Source organism: Streptomyces sp. NPDC002467, from assembly GCF_042889825.1.
GTDB lineage: Bacteria > Actinomycetota > Actinomycetes > Streptomycetales > Streptomycetaceae > Streptomyces.
The window spans coordinates 573582-589559 of the sequence record NZ_JBIARJ010000003.1; the positions used below are offsets into that span (position 1 = coordinate 573582).

Below are 15978 nucleotides of genomic sequence, written 5' to 3' on the forward strand. Positions count from 1 at the left end.
CCCACGCACCCTGACCGGTTGCCGGACCGGTCAGGACTTTCCGCGGCCGGTGACGAAGTCGCGGGCCCGGTCCACCAGACCGACACCGGGCGCGAGGAGTTTGTTCGCCGGCGGGGTGGTGGGCGCCGAGGGGTGAGGGCGTGTCGGCGCCATGGCCTTGGCCCGCCTCGTCTTGTCGCCTAGCTCACGAAGTGTCTCGGCGGAGCAGGCACGCCGCAGCATCGGGAAGAGGTTGTTCTCCTCGTCCTCAACGTGGGCGGCGACCTCGTCCATGAGCTGCTGCAGCACAGGGCTCATCTGCGCATCGTCGGTGCTCATCTTCTCCAGCCGCTTGAGGATCTTCTCCACCCGGCCGTGGTCCTCGAGCTCCTTGTCCGCCAGCCGGTCGCCGCCCTCAATGTATTTGCGGACCGCCGGGTACAGGTACTGCTCCTCGGCGACCGAGTGCCGCACCAGCTCGATGGTGACGTCGTCGACCAGGTCACGCAGTTGCTGCCCCTGCACGGTCATGGCCTGGATCCGGGCGAACATCTCCTCGACCTCTCGGTGGTCCGCCATCAGTTCCTCGAGCATGTTCCCGCCATGTCCCATCACTCATCCGCCTCTCACTGGTTCTGTCAGGACCCAGGACCGGGGTGCATCCCGCCTGGCAATGAGGGATCCCCTGCGCGGGCAGTACACGAGCGCCTGACGAAGCACCCCCACCCGATCGGAGAGCGTTGCCGGTCCGAATGGCTCCCGGCCCGCGGCTGATGACGCTGGTGACCACGGATGTGACCCGCTACGCGTTGCAGCGGTTCCGTCGGCTACGACGCCCGACCAGGGCGAAGACCGGGAGGGCGACCCAGCCGAAAGTAGAGGGGTTCACTTGGATCCTGCCGCGTGTGCAGCCTTGTCACGAACGGTGGCGGGAGTCATGTCGGCTGCGAGATGCCCGGCCCCCCGCGCGTCGCGAACGTGTGCAGCGGTCTGGGCCGCTGTTGTGGGCATGAGGGGCTCGGGCGTCTTGCTCTTCGCCGGCTCACTCGCCTGGGCGGCCCTCTCCCGGACCTGCGAGGTGGCCTGTTTCGCTTTGGCGATGGCGTTCCTCTTGACGGCAGCGGTCTTCGCCCTTGTTGCGGCAGAGCCTCCTGCGTGGCGCGGACCGCAATGCGTGACACCGCCTTCGCCGGAACCACCGTGGCGCCGCGTTCGGCCGCTGGAGGACTGGTGGGGTCGCGGATGTCGCTCCCACAGGCGAAAGCCGCCGGGAGCACTCCTCCCGCCGGCTCTCTCGCATACCGCCTCCGCACCGCTCAGGGGGCTAGCCCTTCAGCGCGTCCTTCGCCTTCTGAGCGGCCTGCTTGGCGTCACCTGCCATCTGCTCGCGCCGCCCCTTCATCTCCAGGCTCTCGTTGCCGACGGCCTTCCCCGTGGTTTCCTTCACTTTGCCCTTGGTCGTCTTCGCAACGTTCTTGGCCTTCTTGCCCGCGCTCATGACTCTCACCTCCAAGCGCCGCTCAGTGTGGCGTAGCGGCGCCAATCAAGCCTTTACCCGCAATGGCGACAAAAACGCAATATTAGGGAAGATCTTGTGTAAGGGGAGGCGGAGGCCGCCAGAGCCCTCACCAGGACCGCCGCGCGAGTCCCGTGCGTCAAGGCGGCCGGCTCCGCTCGTAGGGTCGTGCCATGACCGAGAACGAGATCAAGCTCAAGGCCATTGCCGCGCTGACCGCTCTGCGCGGGGGAGTCGAGGAAGGCCTTGTCTCCGAACTGCTCGGGGAGACGATTCCCGAGCAGTTCTCGGTCCCGGCCGACGCTTCCGCAGAAGAGGTGGGCGGCGCCGTCCTGGACCAGCTGGCAGCCCCACTGAGCGCCCTGGTGAGCGGTTTCATCGCCGCTTTCGACGCTGTCGCAGACGCATACGACGCGACAGGCTTCGATCCCGATACCCAGCTGATCCTCCAGGAACTGGCCCTCCGCCTGGCGCGAGACGACTCAGAGTGACGACCTGGTACCGGCCATGACCCGGTCAGGGGGTACGTGGCTGCTTCCTGGCGGCGGCGTCGGCCAAGGCCGTGTTGGCGCCCAGAGGGAACGACACTCCGGCGCGTATGGACTGGATGACTTCGTCGTGCAGGCCGCGGCTCGCGTCCGAGCTGGGGCACGCTACGGGGCTTCCCGCGAGCGGGAGCCAGTCGGACGCGCCGCTGTACTGCACCGTGACGTGCGCCAGACAGTCGGCCTCGGTCCAGGTGGTGTGTACGTCGAGCTCACCGGTCAGTGCGGGGCCCGCTTCTCCGGTCTCGACACCATCCCGTCCGGCGAAGACGCCGCGGGTGGTCCATGATGCCCAGCACATTCGGCCTCCCTGGTCATCTCGTTCTGCCAGTGTGCACGCATCGACCTCCACGTGCCCGCGCAGGCCGGATGCCTCGGCTCGCAGTGGCGTGGAGGGGCGGTCCCACGACGCGGACGGGCACGCGAGTGAGAAGAGGGCGTGCCGGGCCTCGAACCGGGTATCCGCTCTCTGGGGCGGAGACGGCCAGGGTCAGGCACATGGTCATGTCAGGTGACCTGGCCGTCGAACCCGTTCCCCCGGAGCCTCACGGATCCGCACCCCTCCGCCTTCTATGTGCCGTTCCCTGTCGACCCGGCGGTGCCGAATCCGGTGTCCGGGCCCGCGCCGGCACCAGCGCCGAAGCCGGACACAGCGGCTTCGGACTGAAGCAGGAGGGCCGTACGCCAGAGAAACCCGTGTGCAGTCGGATGAGGTGACTTCACGATGAGTACTTCGATACCGCTGGTCTCCACCTCGGGTGGCCCCCTGTTGATCCCCGCCGACGGGGTCACCGATCTGCTGAGGCGTGTCGCGGTCGGGTGGCTGCAGGCGGAGACGGGGGATAGCACGGACCTCGATCCGAGGACCATGCATGCGCTGGCCGCTGTGCTGTGCGAGCTGGCCGATCAGATCGACGTCGAGTGCATCGGGCTGATGCCGGTGCGGGTTGAGGTCGGGAGGCGAGGTCCCGGAGGCGGTTCGCGGCCAGGCTGAGGGAGCGGGACCCTTCTCCGGCCGGCTGACTTCCACCGCGCGCCGCCCCGCGCATACCTGCCTCGCAGGCGGCGCATGTGCTTGTCCGGCCCGGGGTCAGGTGTACAGGCGGCTGTTGGGGCCGTCCTGTCCGTCGGCGGACTCGTCGTTGAACCAGTAGTCGCCGGCTGCGAGGTAGCGGAAAAGATGGCTGGTCTTTCTGGGCAGGGCAACGGTGACCGCCCGTGCGTCGTCTTCCCGGGGTGTGAGCGGGTGGGCGTGCGGGTTCCAGTCGTTGAAGTCACCGACGACGCTGACCGGCCCGGGAGGGGTGTCCGTTGGGAGGACGAAGGTGATCTCGGTCCGGTCCTTGCGCTGCTTGCGTTCGAGCACGGTGGCCTCTCCTGCTGGGAAGGGATGGGGGAGCGCGACCATCCTGCTCTTGGGCCCGCCAGTCCGCCCGCCCGACACGGCCACCGGCTACTCGGCGCAACCCCGAAGGCCGTCTGGCTACGCGTGTTCAGCGAGCAGGGAAGCAGGGCCGGTCGGCTCCAACAAGCGCCGGACAGGCCGGCTGACTGCCGAGATCCGAAGGCTGCGGTGCTGGTCGGCCACGGTGACACCTGGTTCGTCCCGCTGCAGGTGATGAGCCTTCGCGGGCCGGTGCTCGCGAAGCCTGGCGGCGGGATCACTCTCACCGCGCAGCGGCGCGGGCGTAGTCGCGATCTCGTGTGGCGCCACGCACCATGTTTCGGCGGACGAGTCCCCCTGGGCGTGAGGGTCAGGTCGGCTGACTGCGCGCCTTCATCAAGGTGGCCTTCGTCCGGATCGGCGGTTGCCATCAGCGGTCGGCCAGGCCCGCGCGCGCCCAGCCGGCAGGGCGGCTGGGAAATCCCACAACCAACCGGAAGTGCCGCATGATCGTGGGCGGTTGTCGTCAGTGGCCCAGAGCGCGCTTCAGCTCGGCTTTGTCCATCTGCGAGCGCCCCTTGATGTTGCGCTGCCTGGCCTCGTTGTACAGCTGGTCCTTCGTGGGGCCTTGCGAGCCGCTGTGAGAGCGCCGGCCGCCACGCTTCGACGCGGGCATGTCCTCGATGGACGACCGGCTAGCGGTCTTGGACTCCCCGGCCTGGGCGCGTTCCTTGTTGACGGTACGGGCGGCGATCTCCTTGGCGCGCTCCTGCGACTCGCCGCGCCGCTCGGCGGACTCCTTGATGTGTTCGTACTGACGTTCCCGCTTCGGGGAGGATCCACGTGGCATGACATCTCCGTTCGTTCGCCGGTCGCCTACCCCCGATCACCGTCGCCATGACTGCGGACCGGAAAATCCGACATGGGTCGGGACGCATTCGTCGACCCCGATTGGGACCCGTGCCAACGCCGGTGTGTGCCAAGGCCCGGTGTACCGGCCCCTGCACGGACCGGGTACTCGTCAGGAGCCGGGCACTCGCCCTATCACGGTCCACGGCAGCCTTGACCGCTGCGAAGAGCGCCTGCAGGGCTGCGACGATCAGCCCGCAAGCGGCGCCGCACCATTCAGATCGGCCGGGAGGCGAGCCTGGTCTTGCTCATGGTCGTCCTCCGCACGTCGCTGACGGGGCGGTCCAGCACCTGCCCGCTTCCGCGACTGCAATGCATACGAGCGCTTGCCGTTCCGGACCTGGAGGACCGGGCACGCGACATCTATGAGGCGGTCGAACCACTCTCGCGGATTGGGTCTGTTGTCCGTCGGGTGATGAGTCCTGCGGAGCCCGTGGACGTCGCCTCTCCACTGTCGAGGCGGGTGCCGACTGGTGCCGGTGAGCAACGCAAAGTCCGTACCGAGGGGCCGGCCGATCGACGACTTCGATCGTCATTTGGGTGAGCGCGGACGGGCCGAGGCACCCGGGCCGGCCGCCGGCTTGCAGACTCCGGTTTCAAGGCGGGCTTGGTGCTGTGCTTTCCGTTCGCAGGACGCGGTGGACCTGGCACTCGTGGTCCCGGCGCTGAGGGGCCGTTCGACGCCGTGTATGACGAGCGGCTCTACAACGTGGCCCCGAGCGTGTTGGTCACCGTGCATTCCGCGACGGTGCTTCGACGGATTGCATCCTGGGAGGACCCTTGCGCTGTTCGGCCCAACCAGCCACTCGGCGAAGCGTTCTCCGGGCAGGACATTCTCCATGGACAGCAATCACGAGATGGATCCGGCATACCAGGTCCCCGACGGGGTCGACGAGAAGACCGTTCGCGCTCTGGGCGCGCTTTCGAAGGCGCTGGAAACCACGGAGCGGGCCCGTGGGCACCTCTACGGGTTCCACCAGCTGACCGGAACCGCGGACTTCGAGCTCGGCGACGCGGTGCGACTCCTGCGGGAGGCGGGCCACGAGGAGCACGCCGCCCGAGTCGAGCGCGAGATCGTGGGCCGCAACGTCATCCCGGGGCACTGGACGTTCCAGATCATCGAGGCCTACAACGCCACCTACTACCAGCCCTTCGCCGCGGTGGAACGCGACATCGTCGACGAGGTGGCCGGCGGACGGGACCACCTCCTGGAGGCCCGCCTCAAAACGACGCGCCGAACGCTCCACCATCCTGACCACACCGCATTGCCCCCCTCTCCCTGAAGGAAGACCCGGCTCGCGGAGGCGCGGGAGAGGCCCACCGGAACATCAGAGGGAACGGAGCAGGCATGGCGGGGCTTCCTCATGCAGCGGGGTTCGCCCCAACGGCCTGTCGGTAGGCCACGTGCCCGCCCAGCGCACCGCTGACGGCTACGGCAGCCAACCCACCCAGGGCCCACAGTCGTCCCTTGGTCGAGCGGCCGCGGAGCCGTGCCGTCAGGGACGCGGTGTAGCAGGCCACTGCCGCCACGTTGGAGACAGCGTGGGCCAGGCCGACCCGGGCCTGCTCGGGCGGCAGGTCCGCCCAGTCCACCCAACCTGCCACCGCTGCCGGGGCGACGCCGGCCAGTCCGACGGCGGTCAGGGCGGTAGACGCGTTCCGTGCCCCGGGTAGGAAATCGATTACCAAGACCGACAGCCAGCATCCAACAGGCACCTGCACGAGCACGGGGTGAAAGGGGTGCCCCAGAGGCCTGCCGTGCAGCAGATCACGCGCACCGCCGAGGGGGAGCGAACCGATTCCCCGCTGCAGCAGCCTGATGGCCGGATCGGCCACCGTTGTCCGCTCGAGCCGGTCCAGGCTCCTCAGCCAGCACGCCGAGGCGGTGTCGAATGGTGCGGCCCGGCCAGCCGGGGGAGATGCGTCGAGGGTGCGTGAGTTCATATACGACGCCTACCCGCCGCTTCGCGGCCATCCCGCCCCGGCCTCGAGTGCACCCGAACGATGCGCCCACCAATGGAGGAGCCTCTCGGGCCGCAGCCTTCAGGTCGGCTTGGCTGTGCGGTGGAGGAGGGCGTGCAGGCCCCGGGCCCGGAGTGCCGCCCGGGCGGCGTTCGCGCCGGGTGCCCCGTGGACCCCGCCGCCCGGGTGGGCGGCAGCGGAGGCGAGGTAGAGGCCTTTGACCGGTGTCTCCGGGCGGCCGGTGCCGGGGGTGGGGCGGAAGACCGCCTGTTGGTGGAGGGCGGTGGTGCCGTTGTTGATGGCGCCATTGTGGAGGTTCTCGTCCATGGCCTGGAGGGTGGTCGGGGCCAGGATGCGGCGGGCGCCGATCAGAGCACGGAAGCCGGGCGCGAACCGTTCGACTTGTGCTTCGATGCGGTCCGCCATCGTTTCCTGTTCGCGGGCGTCCCAGCGGCCGGTGATGCCGTCGGGGCCTGCGTCGGAGGTGATGCGCTGGGGGAGATGGGTGTAGGCCCAAGCGGACTCGGTGCCGGCCGGAGAGCGGCTGGGGTCCGCCGTGGTCATCTGTCCGAAGAGGGCGAAGGGTTCGTCGGGGACGTGGCCCATGGCGACCTGTGAGGCGAATCGGGTCAGGCCGTCGATGCCGTCGGCGACGTGCACGGTGCCGGCCCCGGAGGCCTGCGGTGCCGTCCACGGCACCGGGCCGGTCAGGGCCCAGTCGACCTTGAAGGTCGCGAAGTCCCACTGGAAGCGTTCCAGGTCCCGCAGGAGGCGGGACGGGAGGTGATCCTGCCCGACGAGGTCCCGGTACAGCGTCGTCGCCGATGTATCGGCGAGCACGGCCCGGCGTGCGCGGACCTTTTCTCCGCCAGCGGTCCTGACCGCCACGGCCCGGCCGCCGCGTACGGTGACGGTCGTGACCCGCTCCCCGCAGCGCACCACGCCTCCGCGGCGCTGGAGGCGGCTGACGAGCGCCGCGGTCAGGGCGTCGGCCCCTCCGATGGGGACCGGGAAGCCGTGGCTCTGGCCGAGCATCGACATCATCCAGCCGAACCCGCCGCTGCCGGCGGCCTCGGGGGAGAGGTCGGCGTGCAGGGCGTTGCCGGCCAGCAGCAGTCGGCCGCCCGCGCCCTCGAACTCCTCCTCGCCCAGGCGGCGCACAGGCAGGGCGAGGTTCCGGGCCAGTCGGAGTCCGCGTGCGGCGCGGAGCTTCGCGGCGAGGCGGAGGCCGGCGCGGACCGGGGGGAAAGGAGTGAAGAGGGCCTGGACGAGGTCGGGGCCGACCCACCTCCAGGCCTCGTACATGGCCCGCCAGGCATCGCCATCGGCCGGCGCGAACGTCTCCAGCCCGGCCGCGGTCTCCTCGACCCGGCGTTCGAGCACCGCGCATCGGCCGTCCAACAGGGGGTGTGCCAGCACGCGCGGGGCGTGGCTCCATCGCAGGCCCTCGGTGGCGAGATCGAGGCGGGCGAGGACCGGAGAGGCGGCGGCGAGCGGGTAGAAGGCGCTGAAGAGGTCCGAGACGTAGTCCGGATGGACACCGCGGTCGCTGCGCACCGCCCCACCGGGCTCCTCCTGCGCCTCCAGGACCTCCACGCTCCAGCCGGCGTCCGCCAACAGGTTCGCGGCCACCAGCCCGTTGGGGCCCGCGCCGATCACGACCGCGTCAGGCATGGCGCACCTCGCCGTGTCGCTGTTCGACCACCTGGGCCAGGCGGGGCAGCATGCCGCGGTGGCGGAGCTGGAGCAGTGCTTCGGTGGCGGGGTTGTGGAGGGTGCCGCCGATGCCGCGCAGGGGGTGCTCGTCGCAGACGACGAGAGTCTCCTCGCCCCACGGCCGGAGCTGGAGGAAGATCCGCGCCGTGCCGAGGGACTTGAAGGAGGCCTCCAGTTCCAGCTCCCTGCCCGGCTCGCTGTGCCGGACGGTGGTGATGCCGTCGAGCGACCAGGGGCCCAGGCGGACGGTGTAGCGGAGCCGCGCGCCGACCGCGGGCCAGGCGCCGTCGAGGGGCGTGGACTCGGAGGGCCCCACCACCCACTCTCCGTACGCTTCCGGATCCGCGAGCACCGCCCACACCGCCTGAGGAGGACGCCGGACCAACTGGTGTCGGACAGCCATGGGACAAGTCCTTCTGCCGGGGCGGAGAGAGCGGGGGCAGCCCCAGGATGCGCCGGAGGGGTGGCTCAGGCGGGGCTTCCGGGTACGACTGCCGTGGGGTCTGATGGCCTAGCGGCGCCGTCGGTGCACCTTTGTCCACCTGACTTGGCGACCAGGCGGATGCGCTGAAATGGTGCGGATGCGGGGCTATCCGGCGCCGCGCTCGTCGACATCGGGAGACCAACCGTGCTGTTCGGTGTCCCTGTGTGGGCTGGGATGCTCGCCGTGCCTGGGTTGGGATGACTTCGACTGCGTGGCCATGAATTCGCCTCCCGCCTTTCATTTGGGCGCGCAGAGGCCACCACCCGTGGTGGGCGACTTGTTACCAGTAGTGCTTGCGTCCGCCGACAGAGTGTCCGACGGCGCCGAGGATCCAGAGAATGACTCCGATAATGACGAGGATGACGCCGATGGTCCACAGGATGCTGAGTCCCGTGACGAAACCGATGACAAGCAGAATTATGCCGAGGACGATCATGAGGTCCTCCGATTTCACTGTGACGCTTCTTCCAGCCTAGGCGCGTTCGTCACCGTCGGCGTGCCGTGCATGCCGGAGAGTCCTGTCCGGTGCGCGCGGCCCGCTCTGGTTAGCAGGTACCGACCGACTCCGTAGGCGAGGGCGCTCACGAGTCGGGAGACGTGGGGGCGATGAGGCGGGGTAGGCGGTTGGGGACAGCATCGACTTGGGAGGCATGATGGCAGGCCGAGAGAGGTCCAGACGCTACCCGTGGATGTCCCCGGCTGAGGCTGTGGGCGCGAGCGGAGGTCGTGGGGTCCGGCGTCATGCGGACGAGGCCGAGGTCCGGCTTTCGGGCAGGGTGGAAACCGATGCGGGTGCTGGGGGCCACCGTGCCAAGCGCCAGCGCCCCGGTATTGGCCGTGAAGAGCAGATTCGCCCGGACGACTCCGGACGGGCAGACGCGGAGGACGGCTGAGGCCGCTGCCGCAAGACCGGTCGCACGCTGACCCTTGTTGCCGTGTGTGATCAACCGGAATTTTTCAGCAAGGAAACGCACCATGCGCCGGGATTGGATTTTCGTCTGTTCCTCCTAAGTCTGCGGACTTCCGGATGTTGGGCAATGGGAGGGCAGGCGCAAAGTCTCAGCAATTGTCGGTTTGTAATTCGTCATGGAGGACGTGCTGGGTCGGTCAAGGAGGTACGCCATGCCGTGTTCGGCTGTGGCTGGGAGCGCGCTGCCTGCGGGCCTGATCGCCTTGCCGGGGGTCTACCGGCCGCAGGCGGACACCCGACTCCTCGCGGCGGCGCTGGACCATGAGGACCTGGGGCCCCAAACCGACGTGCTGGAGATCGGCACGGGCACGGGCGCCCTGGCCCTGCATGCCGCGGGCCGCGGCGCGCACGTCACGGCGGTCGACGTTTCCTGGCCGGCGGTAGTCACGGCACGCCTCAACGCCTTGTGCCGGCGGCTTCCCCTGCGGGTGCTGCACGGTGACTTCGCGGCGCGTGCGGCCCGGCGCCGCTTCGACCTGGTCCTCGCCAATCCGCCGTACGTCCCCGCCCCACAGGACCGACTGCCTTCACACGGGCCGGAACGCGCCTGGGACGCCGGTCCCGACGGGCGCACGGTCATCGACCGGATCTGCTCGGCCGCCCCGGCTCTGCTGCGCCCCGGTGGCACTTTGCTGATGGTGCATTCGGCGATGTGCGGGGCCGAGGAGACCGTTGACCGGCTGAACAGAGTGCAACTGGCTGCCGAGGTCACGGCAACGGCCTCCATACCGTGGGGCCCCGTACTGCGCTCGCGGCGGGCCTGGTTGGAGCGCCAGGGCCTGGCTGGCCGAGCCGAGCAATGGGAAGAACTGGTGATCATCCGTGCCCGACACCTCTGACCGGGCGGTTGCCGACGCGCCGGACCCGGCACACGCCACCGCTCCCGCACGCCGGGTGTTCGTCGATCCGCAGGGCCCTGTCGTGGTCGAGGGCCCGGTCGAGATCGCCTTGGACGACGGCGTGGTCGTCCGGTCCGACCGCTTCATGGTGGCGGTGTGCACCTGCCGCCGCAGTCGGACGTACCCCTGGTGCGACACCAGCCACCGCCGCCGCGAGAGCACCGTCTCGCCACCCGAGGACAGGAAGCCGCGATGACCCCTCCCGGACCGAGCACGACGGCGACCGATGCCGGCCCCCGCCTCGTCGAGGGGCGGGGCGAGCTGTCCGCCGCGGTGGTGAATGCCCTGCGGTCCAGCGGCCCGCCGGAGTACGGCGCGGCTTCGGTCCTGAAGGCCGACACATGGGGAGAAGACCTCCAGCTTGCGCTCTACCTGCTGTACGAGCTGCACTACCGCGGCTTCGACGGCGTTGACGAGGAACGTGAATGGGATCCGGACCTGCTGCGGCTGCGGCGGACCCTGGAAGAGCGCTTCCTTCACGCCCTGCGGGCCGAGCTGTGCGGCGCACCCCGATCGGTCGAGGCCGCGTTCGCCCCGCTCCTCGTCGAGCCCGTCGACCTTTCCGGCAGTCTCAGCCACTACCTGGAAACCGAGGGAGAGCTGTGGCAGTTGCGCGAGTACGCGGCCCTGCGCTCCCTGTACCACCTCAAGGAGGCGGACCCGCACGCCTGGGTCATCCCCCGGCTCACCGGCCGTGCCAAGGCCGCCATGGTCGCCGTCGAGTACGACGAGTTCGGCGCCGGACGCGCAGACTCCATACACGCGAAGCTCTTCGCCGACCTCATGGCCGACCTTGCACTGGATCCGACGTACGGCCGCTACCTCGACCGGGCCCCGGCGCCCTTGCTCGCCACGGTGAACCTGATGTCCTTCTTCGGGCTCCACCGGGCCCTGCGCGGCGCGCTCGTAGGGCACTTCGCGTACGTCGAGGTCACCTCGTCGCCCGGCTCCCGCCGTATGGCCAAGGCCATGCGGCGCTGCGCCGCCGGTCCGGCCGCCGAACACTTCTACGCCGAGCACGTGGAGGCCGACGCCGTCCACGAGCAGGTCGTACGCCACGAGGTCATCGGCGGCCTCCTCGCCGACGAGCCCGCCCTGGAGGCGGACGTCGCGTTCGGCTGCGAGGCGACCGTGCTGCTCGAGGACCGCCTCGCAGCCCACATCCGCGGAGCCTGGGGCCAAGGGCACACCGCGCTGCGCACACCCTTGTCCGAAGCGTGACGGGTGGGTGAGTAAGGCTGCGTGCCGTTTCAGGCCTGGCGGGCCACCGACACCGAGGTCAGGGAACGCGCAGTGCCAGCAGGACGACGTCGTCTTCGGGAGGCGGGTCGGCCATCCGGTTGCTGATCCGGCGGAGCAGCTCGGACAGTGGACCGGTTCCATGGCGAGCCAGTAGGCCCGAGAGCTGGGGGATGGTGGCGTCGATGTCGCGGTCGCGGCGTTCGATGAGGCCGTCGGTGTAGAGCAGCAGGATCGAGCCTGGAGGCAGTGCGCGCGGGTGTTCGGAGCGGGAAACGTTCTCAAGGGCTTGGTGGAGCAGACCGCGATCTCGCGGAGGAGCTGTTCGACCGGGTGCGGCGCTGCGGCGGCGGGGCCGCCTCAGCGACGTGCTCGGCGACCTGGTGCGCACGACCGTCACCGCCCGGGCGTGAACGTGCAGCTGGATCGACCATAAGCTGCGGACTCGCCTCGCCGGACGGACCGGCACGCACGTTTCATAGGGACCGGAGCGGTTAGGCGCCCTGCATGGTGCGAATTGGGTACACGATGATGACCGAACAGGCCGGTCCCCGGGAACCGGTCGACCACGTGATGGGCGCCGAACGGGCGGGATTCGACTTCTCCGTCATCTCCGACCACTCCTTCCCCTGGCTGGAGGCCCAAGGACACGCGCCCTACGCATGGAGCGTCCTGGGCGCCGCAGCCCAGGCCACCACCCGGATCCCACTCATGACGTACGTGACCTGCCCGACCTTCCGCTATCACCCCGCGGTGATCGCCCAGAAGGCCGCCACGATGCAGCTCTTGTCCGAGGGACGCTTCCGGCTGGGTCTCGGCTCGGGCGAGAACCTCAACGAGCACATCGTCGGCGCGGGCTGGCCCGCCGCTCACGTCCGCCTGGACATGCTCGAGGAAGCCGTGGGGATCATCCGCTCCCTGTTCGCCGGCGGGTACGTCAGCCATCACGGCACCCACTTCGACGTCGAGAACGCCCGGCTCTGGGACCTCCCCGCCGAACCGCCCCCGATCGGGATCGCGGCCTCCGGATTCCGCTCCAGCGGGATCGCAGGGCGGTACGGTGACATGCTCATCGCCACCGAGCCGGAGAGAGGGCTACTGACCGCGTTCCGTGCGTCCGGAGGCTCCGGCAAACCAAGCGTGGCTCAGCTACCGGTCTCCTACGACCCCGACCGCGATGCAGCGGTGGCCCGGGCGCACGACCAGTTCCGCTGGGTGCTGGTCGGCTGGAGGGTCAACGCGGAACTCCCCGGCCCCGCGGGCTTCGCCCAGGCATCGCGGCAGACCAGGCCCGAGGACGTCGCGGCCGCCATGCCCTGCGGCGACGACGTGGACGCTTTCGTCGACGCGGTACGCCCCTACACCGACGTCGGATTCATCGAGATCGCCCTGGTCCAGATCGGTGGCGGCCAACAGGAATCCTTCCTGGACTGGTCCGCCTCGCTTCTGCTTCCGGCGCTGCGGGAGCTGTGAGAACGGCTTGGCTCAGTCGTGAGCCTGGCCACCGAGCCTCGCAGGAGGCGGATTATGAACCGTGCCGCTCTGTTCGATGTCGACGGCACCCTCGCCGACACCAATCATCTCCATGTCGTCTGCTGGTGGGAGGCCTTGCGGCAGGCGGGCCACGACGTCGCGATGCACGACATCCACCGCGCGATCGGACTCCCCGGCGAGGACCTCCTCGCGTATCTGCTGGGCGAAGACCGGGACACGAGCGAGGACGACGGGCTCAGCGCCGCCCACACCACCCTCTACGGCACGTACTTCGACCGGTTGCCCCCGCTGGACTCGGCAGCCGATCTCCTGCGCGAGCTCGACCGACGGGGCTGGCAGGTCGTCCTCGTGACCTCCGCCCAGGACCCCGAGCTCGACGCTCTCAGGCGGGCCGTGGACGCCGACGACGCCATCACCGCGACGGCGAGCTCCGACGACGTCGACGAGGGCAAGCCCGCACCGGATCCGGTGCACCACGCCCTTGACCTCGCCGACGCACCCGCGCGCGGCGCCGTACTCGTCGGTGACACCGTCTGGGACATGCGGGCAGCCACGCGCGCCGATGTCGCGTGCGTGGGACTGCTCTGCGGGGGTATCCCGCAGTGCGACCTCGAAGAGGCCGGGGCCCGAGCCGTCTACCGGGATCCCGCCGATCTGCTGGCACACCTCGACACCAGCCCGTTCGCCGTCGATCACACTGCTTGAGCCGCGCCCGACCGGGTAGGTGCGGGGCGTACGAGGACTCTCCGTACAACGAGGTGATCTGCATGGGGTCCACCGAATCGGAATCCGAAGGCCCCGGGCCCACTCCGAGCGGACCGGATCCGGTACCCCGCGACCCGCACCCCGCCGGCCCCGGGGACAAGCCGCCGTCGACCCAGTCGCCCGCCGAGCCGCCGTCGCCCACCGAACAGCCACCTGTGCCCGAACCTCCGGACTGACGGGCTGGCGAAACACCTGACCGGAGGATGCGAAACCGACACTCCAGGCAAAGAGTTCAGCGCCCGGTCGGTGTGCATCGCTTACGGCTCAGCAACGCCGACCCCGGCGCGCATAATCAGCGGATTTCGCCTAGTTTGATCACATCAGCGATCCAAAGGAGTTCACCATGGCTGACAAGGGAAAGATGGACCAGGCCAAGGGCAAGGCCAAGGAAACGGTCGGCAAGGTCACCGGCAACGACCGGATGAAGGCCGAGGGAAAGATGGACGAGGCCAAGGGCAAGGCGAAAGAAGCGATGAGCGAAACCGAGAAGCGCGCCCGCGGTATCAAGGACTCCCTCCCCGGCAAGCCCGACACGACCTGACCTGCCCGGCGAGCCCCGCGTTGGGGTCTGCCGGTGATCAGGACGCGGCCTCCGACGCCTCGGCGTCGCGGGGCCGCGTCCTGCCTGCCCGGGAGGGGCGGGTCATAGTGGCGACGTTCTGTACCGCGCTGCACGACATGAGAGAGGTGGCATCAGTCCAGCAAGGCCTGGTGCGTGAGGCCGCGGCCCTTGGCCACGTGGCTGCGGCCGCCGGTCGGGCCGAGTCGACGGCTCTGACCCGCGGCCGAAAGAGCGGCGCGCGTCGGGTCGCCGGGTTCCTGCCTGCCCGTCACGGCACTGCACGGCCCACGTGCTGACTGTCACTGTGCGTCACCACCCGTGCCCGGGTCTCTTTGCCGACTCGGTGGAGGCTATTCAAGAGGCCGCGCATCCGATCTAGGACCTCGTCGAAATCACTCCACGGAGTCGCCTTGTCCGCGCTTTCGGCGGAGGGATCTGCGGGGCTTCTTTCCGCTCGGGTCGAGGTCATGGTCCACCTCGTGTGCTCGTCAGCTTTGTACCGATCCATCATGGCGCCCTCACAGACAGAGAGAGCGCACTGAACTTCTCCCCAGGTGCCAGAGGTTCATGCGTGACTGGCTGCGGGCTCGCACGGAATCAACATGGAGACTTGATCTCCGCGGGGCCGGCTGTTGGTGAGGAACGCGGTGACGGTGCTGGAGTGCGTGGCTTGTCGGTTGAGTACCGAGAGCGCGTGTCGCTCCGTGCCGAGAACAGCTGAGCGGGCAGGAGTCGATGTCGTCGTGTTCTGAGAGCACTCGGGTGTTTGCGTCCGAGCACTGCCTGTGCTCGCCGCGGTGCTGGGGGTATCCCGAGCGTCGTTCACGCTGGCTGATCGCCTCGATCAGCAAGGAGGAACTCGCTGGGCGCCGCTGGCGAGCGAGCTGTCGGCCGGGCCGACGTTCTGCGGGCAGGCCGGGCCGGGCGCTTGTAGACCTTGCAGTCCTCTCATGCTTCAGCAGTTCCGCCGCCTGCGGCGCATGAGGAGGAAGACGAGGAGGGCGATCCCCGCCGAAAGCAGTGGGGTCCACTTGGATCCCGCTGCGTGTGCTGCGCGAGTTGCCTTTTCACGGACCGCGTCAGGGGTTTTGTCGGCAGCGAGGTGTCCGGCTCGGGATGCGGCATCACGGACGTGCTCCGCCGTCTGGGTGGCTGTGTGCAGGAGCGGCTCGGGTGTCTTGCTCTTCGCCAGCTCAGTCGTATGGCCGGCCTTCTCACGGACTTGGGCCGTCGCCTGCTTGGCTTTGGAGATGGTGTGTTCCTTGAGTGCGGCAGCCTTCTCTTTGGCCGTGGTCTTGCCATCGGTTCCACCCGACGACTCCTCAGTCTGGCCGGGTCCGCTCTGTGTGCTCTCGGCCTCTGGCGGCTCTCCGGATGGAGAAGAGGACTCGTTGGCGTTGTGCCGGCTCGTCATCGGTGCTTCTCCATCCCGGCCGTCAGGGCCTCGGCTTTGCTAGTGGTGTGCTCCGGTACATCGGCACGAGTCTCGGGCGCCGTCGGCGCGGTGGAGCGGCGCTGCTGTCACCGTCTCCCAAGGCTGCACGCGTCGCCAAC

At 69.3% G+C, this 15978-nt stretch carries 20 protein-coding genes; 9 read left to right on the forward strand and 11 right to left on the reverse strand.

Features of this window, described 5'->3' with window-relative positions; genetic code table 11:
- Positions 1-30: 30 nt before the first annotated feature.
- Positions 31-591, reverse strand: a complete 561-nt coding sequence (locus tag ACFYYJ_RS09235; RefSeq protein WP_389130273.1) for a hemerythrin domain-containing protein — start codon at positions 589-591, stop codon at positions 31-33.
- A gap of 712 nt (positions 592-1303) precedes the next feature.
- A complete protein-coding gene (locus tag ACFYYJ_RS09240) occupies positions 1304-1477 on the reverse strand; it encodes a CsbD family protein (RefSeq protein ID WP_384731616.1) in 174 nt (57 codons plus the stop codon).
- Positions 1478-1668: 191 nt separating this feature from the next.
- Here ACFYYJ_RS09240 and ACFYYJ_RS09245 point away from each other — a divergent pair, with 191 nt between their 5' ends.
- A complete protein-coding gene (locus tag ACFYYJ_RS09245) occupies positions 1669-1986 on the forward strand; it encodes a hypothetical protein (RefSeq protein ID WP_389130277.1) in 318 nt (105 codons plus the stop codon).
- Positions 1987-2011: 25 nt separating this feature from the next.
- Here the strand turns inward: ACFYYJ_RS09245 and ACFYYJ_RS09250 are convergent, their stop codons facing one another.
- Positions 2012-2341, reverse strand: coding sequence for a hypothetical protein (locus ACFYYJ_RS09250; RefSeq protein WP_389130280.1), 330 nt, complete (start codon positions 2339-2341; stop codon positions 2012-2014).
- A 423-nt stretch (positions 2342-2764) separates the two neighbouring features.
- Between ACFYYJ_RS09250 and ACFYYJ_RS09255 the strand changes: the two genes are divergently transcribed.
- On the forward strand, positions 2765-3034 hold the full coding sequence (locus ACFYYJ_RS09255) for a DUF6213 family protein (protein ID WP_389130283.1): 270 nt from the start codon (positions 2765-2767) through the stop codon (positions 3032-3034).
- A 96-nt stretch (positions 3035-3130) separates the two neighbouring features.
- On the opposite strand, the gene ACFYYJ_RS09260 is transcribed toward ACFYYJ_RS09255, so the two are convergent.
- Entirely contained in the window at positions 3131-3406 is a 276-nt protein-coding gene (locus tag ACFYYJ_RS09260; RefSeq protein ID WP_389130286.1) for an isoamylase early set domain-containing protein, read from the reverse strand.
- A 544-nt stretch (positions 3407-3950) separates the two neighbouring features.
- Positions 3951-4274, reverse strand: coding sequence for a plasmid stabilization protein (locus ACFYYJ_RS09265; protein ID WP_385359580.1), 324 nt, complete (start codon positions 4272-4274; stop codon positions 3951-3953).
- 898 nt (positions 4275-5172) lie between these two features.
- Here ACFYYJ_RS09265 and ACFYYJ_RS09270 point away from each other — a divergent pair.
- Positions 5173-5616, forward strand: coding sequence for a hypothetical protein (locus ACFYYJ_RS09270; RefSeq protein ID WP_385359582.1), 444 nt, complete (start codon positions 5173-5175; stop codon positions 5614-5616).
- A 79-nt stretch (positions 5617-5695) separates the two neighbouring features.
- Here the strand turns inward: ACFYYJ_RS09270 and ACFYYJ_RS09275 are convergent, their stop codons facing one another.
- The 4 genes from ACFYYJ_RS09275 to ACFYYJ_RS09290 all read right to left on the reverse strand — a co-directional run bounded on the left by ACFYYJ_RS09275 (position 5696) and on the right by ACFYYJ_RS09290 (position 8931).
- A complete protein-coding gene (locus ACFYYJ_RS09275; RefSeq protein ID WP_389130289.1) occupies positions 5696-6277 on the reverse strand; it encodes a DUF2231 domain-containing protein in 582 nt (193 codons plus the stop codon).
- 99 nt (positions 6278-6376) lie between these two features.
- Positions 6377-7969 (reverse strand): phytoene desaturase family protein, encoded by a 1593-nt coding sequence (locus tag ACFYYJ_RS09280; protein ID WP_389130292.1) that lies wholly within the window; start codon positions 7967-7969, stop codon positions 6377-6379.
- Positions 7962-8414, reverse strand: a complete 453-nt coding sequence (locus ACFYYJ_RS09285; protein ID WP_389130295.1) for an SRPBCC family protein — start codon at positions 8412-8414, stop codon at positions 7962-7964. The genes ACFYYJ_RS09280 and ACFYYJ_RS09285 overlap by 8 nt, the downstream gene beginning before the upstream one ends.
- A 361-nt stretch (positions 8415-8775) precedes the next feature.
- Positions 8776-8931 (reverse strand): DUF6131 family protein, encoded by a 156-nt coding sequence (locus ACFYYJ_RS09290; RefSeq protein WP_385359591.1) that lies wholly within the window; start codon positions 8929-8931, stop codon positions 8776-8778.
- Positions 8932-9617: 686 nt separating this feature from the next.
- Between ACFYYJ_RS09290 and ACFYYJ_RS09295 the strand changes: the two genes are divergently transcribed.
- The 3 genes from ACFYYJ_RS09295 to ACFYYJ_RS09305 are packed head-to-tail and all read left to right on the forward strand — an operon-like array spanning position 9618 to position 11585.
- Positions 9618-10304: a HemK2/MTQ2 family protein methyltransferase gene (locus ACFYYJ_RS09295; RefSeq protein WP_389130298.1), complete on the forward strand. Its 687-nt coding sequence runs from the start codon at positions 9618-9620 to the stop codon at positions 10302-10304.
- Positions 10288-10560 (forward strand): CDGSH iron-sulfur domain-containing protein, encoded by a 273-nt coding sequence (locus ACFYYJ_RS09300; protein ID WP_389130301.1) that lies wholly within the window; start codon positions 10288-10290, stop codon positions 10558-10560. The genes ACFYYJ_RS09295 and ACFYYJ_RS09300 overlap by 17 nt, the downstream gene beginning before the upstream one ends.
- Positions 10557-11585 (forward strand): iron-containing redox enzyme family protein, encoded by a 1029-nt coding sequence (locus tag ACFYYJ_RS09305; RefSeq protein ID WP_389130304.1) that lies wholly within the window; start codon positions 10557-10559, stop codon positions 11583-11585. Before ACFYYJ_RS09300 ends, ACFYYJ_RS09305 begins: the two co-directional genes overlap by 4 nt.
- 58 nt (positions 11586-11643) lie before the next feature.
- Here ACFYYJ_RS09305 and ACFYYJ_RS09310 read toward each other — a convergent pair whose 3' ends face one another.
- A complete protein-coding gene (locus ACFYYJ_RS09310; RefSeq protein WP_389130307.1) occupies positions 11644-12072 on the reverse strand; it encodes a SpoIIE family protein phosphatase in 429 nt (142 codons plus the stop codon).
- A 38-nt stretch (positions 12073-12110) separates the two neighbouring features.
- Between ACFYYJ_RS09310 and ACFYYJ_RS09315 the strand changes: the two genes are divergently transcribed.
- The 3 genes from ACFYYJ_RS09315 (at position 12111) to ACFYYJ_RS09325 (ending at position 14403) form a co-directional block, all read left to right on the forward strand.
- Positions 12111-13076 carry an LLM class F420-dependent oxidoreductase gene (locus ACFYYJ_RS09315; protein WP_389130309.1) on the forward strand — a complete coding sequence of 322 codons (966 nt, stop codon included), beginning with the start codon at positions 12111-12113 and terminating at the stop codon, positions 13074-13076.
- Between the two features lie 54 nt (positions 13077-13130).
- The gene (locus ACFYYJ_RS09320; RefSeq protein ID WP_389130312.1) at positions 13131-13802 is read left to right on the forward strand and encodes an HAD family hydrolase; all 672 of its coding nucleotides are present in this window, start codon (positions 13131-13133) and stop codon (positions 13800-13802) included.
- Between the two features lie 403 nt (positions 13803-14205).
- On the forward strand, positions 14206-14403 hold the full coding sequence (locus tag ACFYYJ_RS09325) for a CsbD family protein (protein WP_384726306.1): 198 nt from the start codon (positions 14206-14208) through the stop codon (positions 14401-14403).
- 976 nt (positions 14404-15379) lie between these two features.
- Here ACFYYJ_RS09325 and ACFYYJ_RS09330 read toward each other — a convergent pair.
- Positions 15380-15838 carry a hypothetical protein gene (locus tag ACFYYJ_RS09330; RefSeq protein ID WP_389130316.1) on the reverse strand — a complete coding sequence of 153 codons (459 nt, stop codon included), beginning with the start codon at positions 15836-15838 and terminating at the stop codon, positions 15380-15382.
- Positions 15839-15978: the final 140 nt, after the last annotated feature.